Annotated in this window: 8 protein-coding genes; all 8 read left to right on the top strand. The window is 70.2% G+C overall.

Annotated elements, in window-relative coordinates; translation table 11 throughout:
* Positions 1–391 precede the first annotated feature (391 nt).
* The 8 genes from OPU66_RS11725 (at position 392) to OPU66_RS11690 (ending at position 8,406) form a co-directional block, all read left to right on the top strand.
* Positions 392–1,051 (top strand): hypothetical protein, encoded by a 660-nt coding sequence (locus tag OPU66_RS11725; protein WP_498553830.1) that lies wholly within the window; start codon positions 392–394, stop codon positions 1,049–1,051.
* Between the two features lie 50 nt (positions 1,052–1,101).
* Positions 1,102–1,890 carry a hypothetical protein gene (locus tag OPU66_RS11720; RefSeq protein ID WP_498553829.1) on the top strand — a complete coding sequence of 263 codons (789 nt, stop codon included), beginning with the start codon at positions 1,102–1,104 and terminating at the stop codon, positions 1,888–1,890.
* A 177-nt stretch (positions 1,891–2,067) separates the two neighbouring features.
* Entirely contained in the window at positions 2,068–4,236 is a 2,169-nt protein-coding gene (locus OPU66_RS11715; RefSeq protein ID WP_498553828.1) for a TonB-dependent receptor family protein, read from the top strand.
* A 208-nt stretch (positions 4,237–4,444) separates the two neighbouring features.
* Positions 4,445–4,867 carry a hypothetical protein gene (locus OPU66_RS11710; protein ID WP_498553827.1) on the top strand — a complete coding sequence of 141 codons (423 nt, stop codon included), beginning with the start codon at positions 4,445–4,447 and terminating at the stop codon, positions 4,865–4,867.
* Between the two features lie 141 nt (positions 4,868–5,008).
* A complete protein-coding gene (locus tag OPU66_RS11705) occupies positions 5,009–5,929 on the top strand; it encodes an ABC transporter ATP-binding protein (RefSeq protein ID WP_498553826.1) in 921 nt (306 codons plus the stop codon).
* Positions 5,926–6,681: an ABC transporter permease gene (locus OPU66_RS11700; protein WP_498553825.1), complete on the top strand. Its 756-nt coding sequence runs from the start codon at positions 5,926–5,928 to the stop codon at positions 6,679–6,681. Before OPU66_RS11705 ends, OPU66_RS11700 begins: the two co-directional genes overlap by 4 nt.
* Positions 6,682–6,739: 58 nt before the next feature.
* A complete protein-coding gene (locus tag OPU66_RS11695; protein ID WP_498553824.1) occupies positions 6,740–7,804 on the top strand; it encodes a sensor histidine kinase in 1,065 nt (354 codons plus the stop codon).
* Positions 7,801–8,406: a response regulator transcription factor gene (locus tag OPU66_RS11690; protein ID WP_498553823.1), complete on the top strand. Its 606-nt coding sequence runs from the start codon at positions 7,801–7,803 to the stop codon at positions 8,404–8,406. Before OPU66_RS11695 ends, OPU66_RS11690 begins: the two co-directional genes overlap by 4 nt.
* Positions 8,407–8,441 lie beyond the last annotated feature (35 nt).

Here is an 8,441-nt window from a genome sequence, read left to right as displayed (position 1 = left end):
GCGCTGGCCGGATCGACCGCAACCGGCTGCGCCCCGGCGGCGGGGCCAGCCGTGCCGGCAAGCAGCGCGGCCGCGACCGGCAGTGCGGCCATGGCGCGCCGCCATCTGCTCCGGCCCCTCAACACCCTGTCCGCTGCCCGGCCCGTGCCGCCTGCCATGCGCTCATCCCCTTGCTGTCCGCCGCTGCCCGCCCGGTTGTGCGGCGGGCCGCTTTGGCGCTCCATCCGTGATGTTGCGGATCGGCCAGCCGGTCCGTCAAATGCCACTGGCCGGATCGGGCGCGAAGGTGCAGACTGTGCCCATCGTCGCGCGCCAGGGCAACGCCAGTCGGGATTGACGGGGCTGGCCGCGACTGGGGGTGACTGCAAAGCAGAGCGAGGGCGCGATGGCATTGACGCGTCGTCCGATATTGCTGATCGTCGCACTGGCCGCCGGTGTGCTGCCGGGGGGCGACGCCTTGGCCGCGCGGGCCTGGCCGGCGGCGCTGCACCCGGTCGGCAGCGGTTTTCCCGCGCCGGGCGATCCTTGCCGGGTGATGGGCGAGACGCCGGCCACGGCCGATCTGCTCGACGACAGCGCAACTTTGGTCGGCTGCCGCAGCGCCGCCGCCGCGCGCCGGCTGGGCGGGCGGATGGTGGGCCGGGTGGGGGGCGTGATCCTGGTGTCCGTGCCGCGCGTCGCACCCAGCCCCGGTGGCGGCGATGGCGAGGGGAACGGGGACGGGCAGGCCGATGCGCTGGTGCCCGGCACGCGCTATCACGCGACCGCGCAGCTGCCCTGTGCCGGCTATCGCGGCGTGCCGCCCGGCCTGTGCTCCGCAGGCGTGGTGCGCGATCCCGAAACCGGCAGCATCATCGAGGTGCAATTGCCGGGCGGCGTGGTGCGGCTGATCTTTTTCGATCGCGCCGGGCGGTTCCTGACCTTCGGCACCGCTCAGGCCGATGGCACGGCCGCGCTGCCGATCGCCGCGCGACGCGACGGCGACCGGACGATCGCGACGCTGGGGGCCGAACGCTACGAGATTCCCGATGTGTTCGTGGCCGGGGACTGAACGCCCGGCCGCGCCAAAACTTTGTCGACAAGAGGGGAAAGGGGATTGTCATGCGCAGGACGAAACTGATCGCCGCCACGGCGCTGGCCGGGCTGATCGCCCAGCCGCTGGCCGCCGCACCCGCGCCGGGCTCGGTGCGCGACCTGATCGGCGCGCGCGCGGCCGGGGGTGAGACCCAGCTGGAAACGCGCGGCTTTTCATTCATCCATGGCTCGACCGACGATGACCGCAAGATCAATTACTGGTGGAACGGCAACACGCGCGAATGCGTGAAGGTCGTGACCAATGACGGCCGGTTCGAGGCCGTGACCCAGACCACCGCCGCCGACTGCAACCAGAAAGGCGGCAAGGGCGACACGGCGGCGGCGGTCGCGATCGGCGCGGCGGCGCTGCTCGGCATTGCCGCGCTGGCCAGCAAATCGCATCACCGCGAAGACCGTTACAATGACGAGCGCAGCACCGCCGAGTTCGAGCGCGGCTATCGCGACGGCCTCTACAACCAGTCCTATCACAATTATGGCCGCACCGACGCCTATAGCCATGGCTATGAACAGGGGGTGCGCGAGCGTGGCAGCCAGACCGCCTATCGCCCCTATAATCATTTCGGCGGCGGCTATGCCGATTATGCCGGCATCAACGACCTTGAAGGCCGCCCGCGCGACGCCGCCATTGGCGAACTGACGCGGCGCGGCTTTGCAATGCGCGACAACAAGCGCACCGATGAGGGGCGCTACATCACCTTCTGGCGCGCCGCCTCGCGCCAGTGCCTGATCCTGCATTCGCAGGATGGCCGGGTGGTGTCGGTCGAAACCGTGTCGCCGCGCACCTGCAGTTACTGACCTGTTGTTTGGTGGCGACCGGGCAGTCCGCATCGGATGCAGCCCGCCCGGTCGCCCGCCTGGCCGGGCTTCATTGCGCCGGCAAATCTAACCGACATCAAGTTCTCATCGCCGGCACGCTTGCTAATGATAATGCGTGTCAATATTTAGAGCGCATTCGTTCCACCGAGGAAACAGATGCGCAATAAGATGGTGTTTTGCGCCGCGCTGGCGGCCGGGCTGAACATGACGGGGCAGGCAGTCGCCGCCGATGCAGCGCCGCCGGCATCCGGCGATGCCGGGTCGATCATCGTCACCGGCACCCGGCTGGACGATCGGTTTCCCGAAGTGTCCGGCCCGTTCATCTTCGCCGGCAAGCTGGCGGACGTAACGGTGATGCGCGATCTGCCGCTGGTCGAGGGGCGCAATCTGCGTCAGGCCTTTGCCGACATTCCCGGCCTGCTGGTTTCCGAAGTGTCGAACGGCAGCTGGGCAAGCGTCAGCTATCGCGGGCTGGGCGAGCCGCATGAAAGCTGGAACCTGCTGACGCTTGCCGATGCGGTGCCGCTGGTGCCCGATGCCTATAGCTATCCGGCCGCCTATATCATCCCGCCGATGGAGCTGGTCGACCGGGTGGAGTTCATCCGCGGCGGGGCCGGGCTGCTGCACGGGCCGCAGCCGGGCGGCGTGCTTAACTATGCGCTGGTCGGCCCGCGTCGTGAGGCCGGGCAGGAAGGGATCGTCAAGCTCGCCGCCGGGTCCGACGCGTTTCGCTCGGCGCTGGCGCGGCTGGCGGTGTCGAACGGCCGGGTCGGGCTGGATGGCCATATCGTCTGGAATGCGGGCGATGGCCCGCGCCGGGTGAACAGCGATTTCAACCAGCTGAGCGGCCGCGCGCGCGCCGCCTATACCGGCGAAACGCTGACCGCGACGCTGACCGTGGATTATGACCGGGGCCGTTACGGCGAGCCGGGCGGCCTGAGCGCGGCGCGCTTTGCCGCATCGCCGCAGGATTCCTCCACCCCGCGCGACCGGCTGTTCATCGAACGGTTCGTGCCGTCGGCGGCGCTTGAATGGGATATTGACGACGAAACCCATGTCACCGCGCGGGGCTGGTACAGCGAATATGAACGCACCAGCTGGCGGCAGGCCGGGGGCAGTTTCGGGCAGATCATTCCCGACCAGAATGTGCTCATCCGCCAGACCCAGCTGTTCCGCACCGGCGCGGTCGATCTGCGCCTGCGCCGCGATGTCGGGCCGCATGTGCTGACCCTCGGCGCGATGGCGTTCCGCTCGTCCTCGCCGGTCACGGTCGACAAGGGCGCGTCGGCGACCGACCGGCTGGGCACTGCCGGCGCGCTGGCGCGGGTGGCGCGCAAGGGCAATGTGCTCGCCGCCTTTGCCGAGGCCAAGATTGACCTCGGTGCGCTTCAGCTCGTCCCCGGCGTGCGGCTGGAGCGGCTGCGCCAGCGCGTGACCGAACGGCTCGATCTCGGCATCGGCTCGGTCACCGGCGGCGGGCCGGGCGCAGCGAACGGTCAGCTCGGCAATCGCCGCAACGAACAGACGGTCGCGCTGTGGGGGCTGGGGGCGACCTGGGACGTGACTCCCCGGCTCAAGCTGGTCGGCAATGCGTCGCGCGGGTTCAAGCCGCTTCTTTATAATGATGGCGTGACCTTCCAGGCCGGCGTCGATGCTGCCGAGGAGTTCGAGGCCAGCTATTCGACCAGCTATGAACTGGGCGCGCAATGGCGGCCGCTGCCGGGGACCCGGCTCGACGCCAGCCTGTTCCGCGTGCTGCTTGACGATCAGGTCGGCTTTCTGGCCGGGCCGCTGCCGGCGGCCGCACCCTTCGGGGCGGTCGGGGCGGGCGGTGCGCGTCGCCAGAATGTCGGCTCGATGCGCAATGACGGGATCGATCTGGCCGCCAGCCTCGACCTGCTCGGTCCGGACGGCGTTGCCGGCACCTCGGCCAACACGCTGCGGCTGAGCGCCAATGTTCAGCTGCTCGATGCGCGCTTCCGCAGCGGGGCCGCCGCCGGGTTCCGGCCGCAATATGCGCCCGGCCATGTGCTGCGCGCCTCGGCCAGCTGGATCGCCGAATCGGGCGCCCGCGCCGCGCTGCTGCTGACCGCGGTCGGCCGCCAGAACGGGTCGGACAATGACCGGCCGGAGTTCGACATTCCCGCCTATCAGGTCGTCGACCTGTCGGTCGATGTGCCAGTGTTCGGCCCGGTGATGATCGGTGCCGGCATCACCAATCTGCTCGATTCCGACTATTGGGCGCGGGTGCGGCCCGGTGCCGGCCAGGGGATCGACCCCGGCCGTCCGCGCCAGGCCTATGTGGCGGTGTCGGCACGGTTCTGACGCCGGTTCCGGCCCGGTGATCCGCCGCCACCGGGCCATGTTCCCGGGCTGGCGGCACCGGGGGCGTCGTGTCCCTGCCCGCCAGATTTTGCCAGCTGCCCGACGGGATTGAAAATCCGCCGCCACCCGGCCAGCCTGTCGGCGGTCGGCACGGGAGGTTCGGATGATCGGCAATGGTGCGCGCAAGGGCAGGCAAGGGTGGGTTGGCATGGTGCGGCCCGCGCTGCTCGCCGCCATGCTGCTGGCGCTGCCGGGGTGTGTCGCGGCGCTCCGGGCTTCGTGCCCGATGGGCGACGATCTCGCCGCGATCCGGTGCCGGGCCGATGACGGAGACAAGGCAGCGCAGCTGGCGCTGGGCATCGCCTATGAAACCGGCACCGGGGTGCCGCAGGATCATCGTCGCGCAGCCCAGCTCTATCGGCGCGCCGCAACCCCGGTTTCGGGCATGGTCTATATCTATTCGCCCGCCGTCGGCCGCGCGCCGGCGCAGGTGATGCCGGTCCATGTCGGGAGCGACCAGCCGGGCCTTGCCGAAGCGATGCGCAGGCTGGCCCGGCTCCATGATGTGGGCCTCGGGGTCCGCCGCGATCCCGCCAAGGCAGCCATGTGGCGCGCCCGCGCCGCAAGATAGGCCGCCGCCGCGGAGGCGCATGGCCGCACACGAAAGACGCGGTGCCGGGGGTGACATCCGTCATGTCGCCGCGCTGACGCCGGGCACTGCGATGTCATCCGCCCGCGGGCTAGGTCGTTCTCCACCGTCAGGAGAATGATCATGCTTTCCACCCCTTCATCGCTCATCGCCTCGCTCGAAGGCGTGACCAAGGCTTATGGCGCGCACCGCGTGCTGGACGGATTCGACTTCACGCTGGAGGCCGGATCGGTCACCGCCCTGCTTGGTCCCAACGGGGCGGGCAAGTCGACCGTCGCGGGGCTGCTGACCGGCCGGCTGCGGGCCGATGATGGCCGGGCGCGCCTGTTCGGCCGCGATCCGTCCGACCAGAGCGCCCGGGCGCGCATGGGGATCATGCTGCAGGCGGGCGGCCTGCCCGAAACACTCACCGTGGCCGAGGCTGTCAATCTTCACGCCGGCTATTTCGCGCGCCGCCTGCCGACCGCCGCCGCGCTCGAACAGGCGGGCCTGACCGCGCTGGCGGGCCGCCGCTGCGACCGGCTTTCGGGCGGTGAGGCGCGCAAGGTGCAGTTTGCGATGGCGATCGCCGGGGCGCCCGATCTGCTGGTGCTCGATGAACCCACCACCGGCTTCGATCCCGAATCGCGCCGCGCGATGTGGGATGTGGTCCGCGCCAAGGCCGATGCAGGGGCCGGCGTGCTGCTCGCCACCCATCATATGGACGAGGCCGAGGCGCTGGCCGACCGGATCGTCGTGATCGCAGGCGGCCGGATCATCGCCGATGGTCCCCCGGCTGCGATCAAGGCGCAGGTGGCGGCGACCGCGATCCGGCTGCGCACCCGCCTGCCCGCCGAACGCTTCCGCGCCCTGCCCGGCGTGGTCAGGGTGGAGACGGTGGGGGCCGATCTCTCGCTGCTGACCACCGACCCGCGCCCGACGCTGGAAGCTGCCTTCGCGCTCGATCCGGCGGTGGCGCATTTCGAAGTCACCGGGGCGAGCCTTGAAGACGCCCTTGCCAATCTTGTCCGCGCCAGCCGCACCGTCCTGAAGGAGGCCGCATGATGTCCGCCCTGATCGCTCCCGCATCCGCCGTCTATGCCCGCGAAAGCTGGGCCGAGATCATCAAGTCTGCGCGCATGCCGCAGTTCATCATCCCCACCATCGCCATGCCGCCGGCTTTCTACGCCCTGTTCGCGCTCGCGATGGGGCAGGGAAGCGCCGAGGTGGCGACCCGCACGCTCGCCACCTTCGGCGTGTTTGCGGTGATGGGCCCGGCGTTGTTCGGCTTCGGCGCGAATATCGCCGCCGAGCGCGAGAGCGGCCAGCTGGAGCTCAAGCGCCTGTCGCCGATGCCCGCCGGCGCGCAGATCGCGGCCAAGGTCGCCACGACCACGGTGTTCAGCATGATCGCCTTCATGCTGGTCTATGCGCTCGGGATCGCCGGGGGCGTATCGCTCGGTGCCCTGCAATGGGCGATGCTGGTGACCGTGCACACGCTGGCGATCATCCCTTTCGCGCTGATCGGGCTTGGCGTCGGCTATCGGCTTGGCCAGAAAGGCGCGATCGCGGTTGCCAATATCGTGTTTCTGGCAATGGCCGTGATGGGGGGGCTGTGGATGCCGATTGCCGTCTTGCCGCAGGCCATGCAGACCATCGCCTGGGCGCTGCCATCCTATCATCTGGGCGAAATCGCGCTGATGGCGGCTGGCCAGCGCGACGCGGCCAACCTCTGGCTGCACGCCGGGCCGCTGGTGCTCATCACGCTCGCCGCCGCCCTGTTCGCCTGGACGGGCGAGCACCAGCAGGCCCGTTGAGATGAACCGGCCCGTTGAGATGGGCAGGGCCGGGCAGGGCGCGCGGCACGGGGGCCGGATGCTGCGATGGGATGCCATCGATCATCCGGCCATCTGGCTGGCCTATCTGCCGCTGTTCTTCATCCCGTGGTTCATCAAGCTGCCGAGCGCGCAGCAGATGATCGCCGCCGGGGCGGGGCTGGCGGCGTTTCTCGCGGTCTATTTCCTGTCATTGAAGGCGGCGGGGTGGCGGTTGATCGCCCTCGCGGTCACCGCGCTGCTGCTGTCCTTCGCGCTTGCCTTCACCAACAGCAACTGGACGGTGATCGCGGTCTATGCCGCGGCGATGATCGCCGAACTTCGCCCCGCCTGGCGTGCGGGCCTGGGGGTGGGCGGCTTTGCCGCCGCCAGCTCCGGTCTGGCGCTGGCGACCGGGCAGCACCCGCTCTACTGGGTGCTGGGCGTGTTCCTGATGATCATGGTCGGCATCGGCAACATCTCGCGCGCCGCGTTGCAGGACAAGAACCGGGCACTGGCCGCGGCGCAGGGCGAAGTGCGCCAATTCGCCGCCGCTGCCGAACGTGAGCGGATCGGGCGCGACCTGCACGACCTGCTTGGCCGCACGCTCACCCTGATCGCGATCAAGGCTGATCTCGCCGCGCGGCTTGCCGACACTGCCCCGGACAAGGCCACCGCCGAGATGCGCGATGTCGCCGCCGCCGCGCGCGAGGGGCTGGCCGAGGTGCGCGCCGCCGTCAGCGGCATGACCGGTGCAAGCCTGGCGCGCGAGATCGCCGGGTCCAAGGCCGCGCTCGCGGCGGCCGGGATCGCCTGCGAGATCGAAGGCGATGCCGAGGCGATCGACCCCGGCACCAGCGCGGTGCTCGCCATGGCGCTGCGCGAGGCGGTGACCAACGTGATCCGTCATTCGGGCGCGCGCGCCTGCCGCATCGCGCTGATCCAGCAGGCGGGCGGGCTGGAACTGACGGTCAGCGACGATGGCGACGGGCAGGCGGTGCGCCCCGGCGGCGGGCTTGCGGGGCTGACCGCGCGCCTGTCGGCCGCCGGGGGCGCGCTGGCGGTCGCGGGCGACCCGCGTGGCACCCGGCTGACCGCGCGGGTGCCGATGGGCGCGCGCGCATGATCCGGCTGGTGATCGCCGAGGATCAGGCGCTGGTGCTGGGCGCGCTTGCGACCCTGCTCGGCCTTGAAAGCGATATCGAGATCGTCGCCCGTGTCGGCGACGGTGCCGCGGCGCTCGACGCGGTGCGCGCTCTCAAGCCCGAGATCCTGCTGTCGGATATCGAAATGCCGCAGATGACCGGGCTCGATGTTGCCGAGGCGATTGCGCGCGAGGGGCTGGCGGCGCGGGTGCTGATCGTCACCACCTTTGGCCGCGCAGGGTATCTCAGGCGCGCGATGGATGCGGGCGTGCGCGGCTATCTGCTCAAGGATACGCCGGCCGACGCACTTGCTGCCGCGATCCGCAAGGTGGCGGCGGGCGGGCGCGCGATCGCCCCCGAACTTGCCGAGCTTGCCTGGGATGCGCCCGCAAATCCGCTGACCGAACGCGAGCGCGCCGTGCTGCGGCTGGCCGAGGAAGGCCGGTCGAACAAGGAGATTGCGCGCCAGCTCGATCTGTCTCCCGGCACGGTCCGCAATTATCTGTCCGAAGCCTCCGCCAAGCTGTTCGCCGCAAGCCGCATCGAAGCGGGCCGCATTGCCCGCGACAAGGGCTGGCTGTGACCTGCGGCGTGACGCTTGTCACCCCGGCCGCCTGA

It is taken from the genome of Sphingomonas sp. URJC2, assembly GCF_059803575.1.
This window is presented reverse-complemented; position numbering and strand designations above follow the sequence as displayed.

What these genes read in the sequence shown, in the direction of transcription:
- OPU66_RS11720 (WP_498553829.1), top strand. Translation starts at nt 1,102, where the DNA reads ATGCGCAGGACGAAACTGATCGCCGCCACGGCGCTGGCCGGGCTGATC.
- OPU66_RS11715 (WP_498553828.1), top strand. Translation starts at nt 2,068, where the DNA reads ATGCGCAATAAGATGGTGTTTTGCGCCGCGCTGGCGGCCGGGCTGAAC.
- OPU66_RS11710 (WP_498553827.1), top strand. Translation starts at nt 4,445, where the DNA reads ATGGTGCGGCCCGCGCTGCTCGCCGCCATGCTGCTGGCGCTGCCGGGG.
- OPU66_RS11705 (WP_498553826.1), top strand. Translation starts at nt 5,009, where the DNA reads ATGCTTTCCACCCCTTCATCGCTCATCGCCTCGCTCGAAGGCGTGACC.
- OPU66_RS11700 (WP_498553825.1), top strand. Translation starts at nt 5,926, where the DNA reads ATGATGTCCGCCCTGATCGCTCCCGCATCCGCCGTCTATGCCCGCGAA.
- OPU66_RS11695 (WP_498553824.1), top strand. Translation starts at nt 6,740, where the DNA reads ATGCTGCGATGGGATGCCATCGATCATCCGGCCATCTGGCTGGCCTAT.
- OPU66_RS11690 (WP_498553823.1), top strand. Translation starts at nt 7,801, where the DNA reads ATGATCCGGCTGGTGATCGCCGAGGATCAGGCGCTGGTGCTGGGCGCG.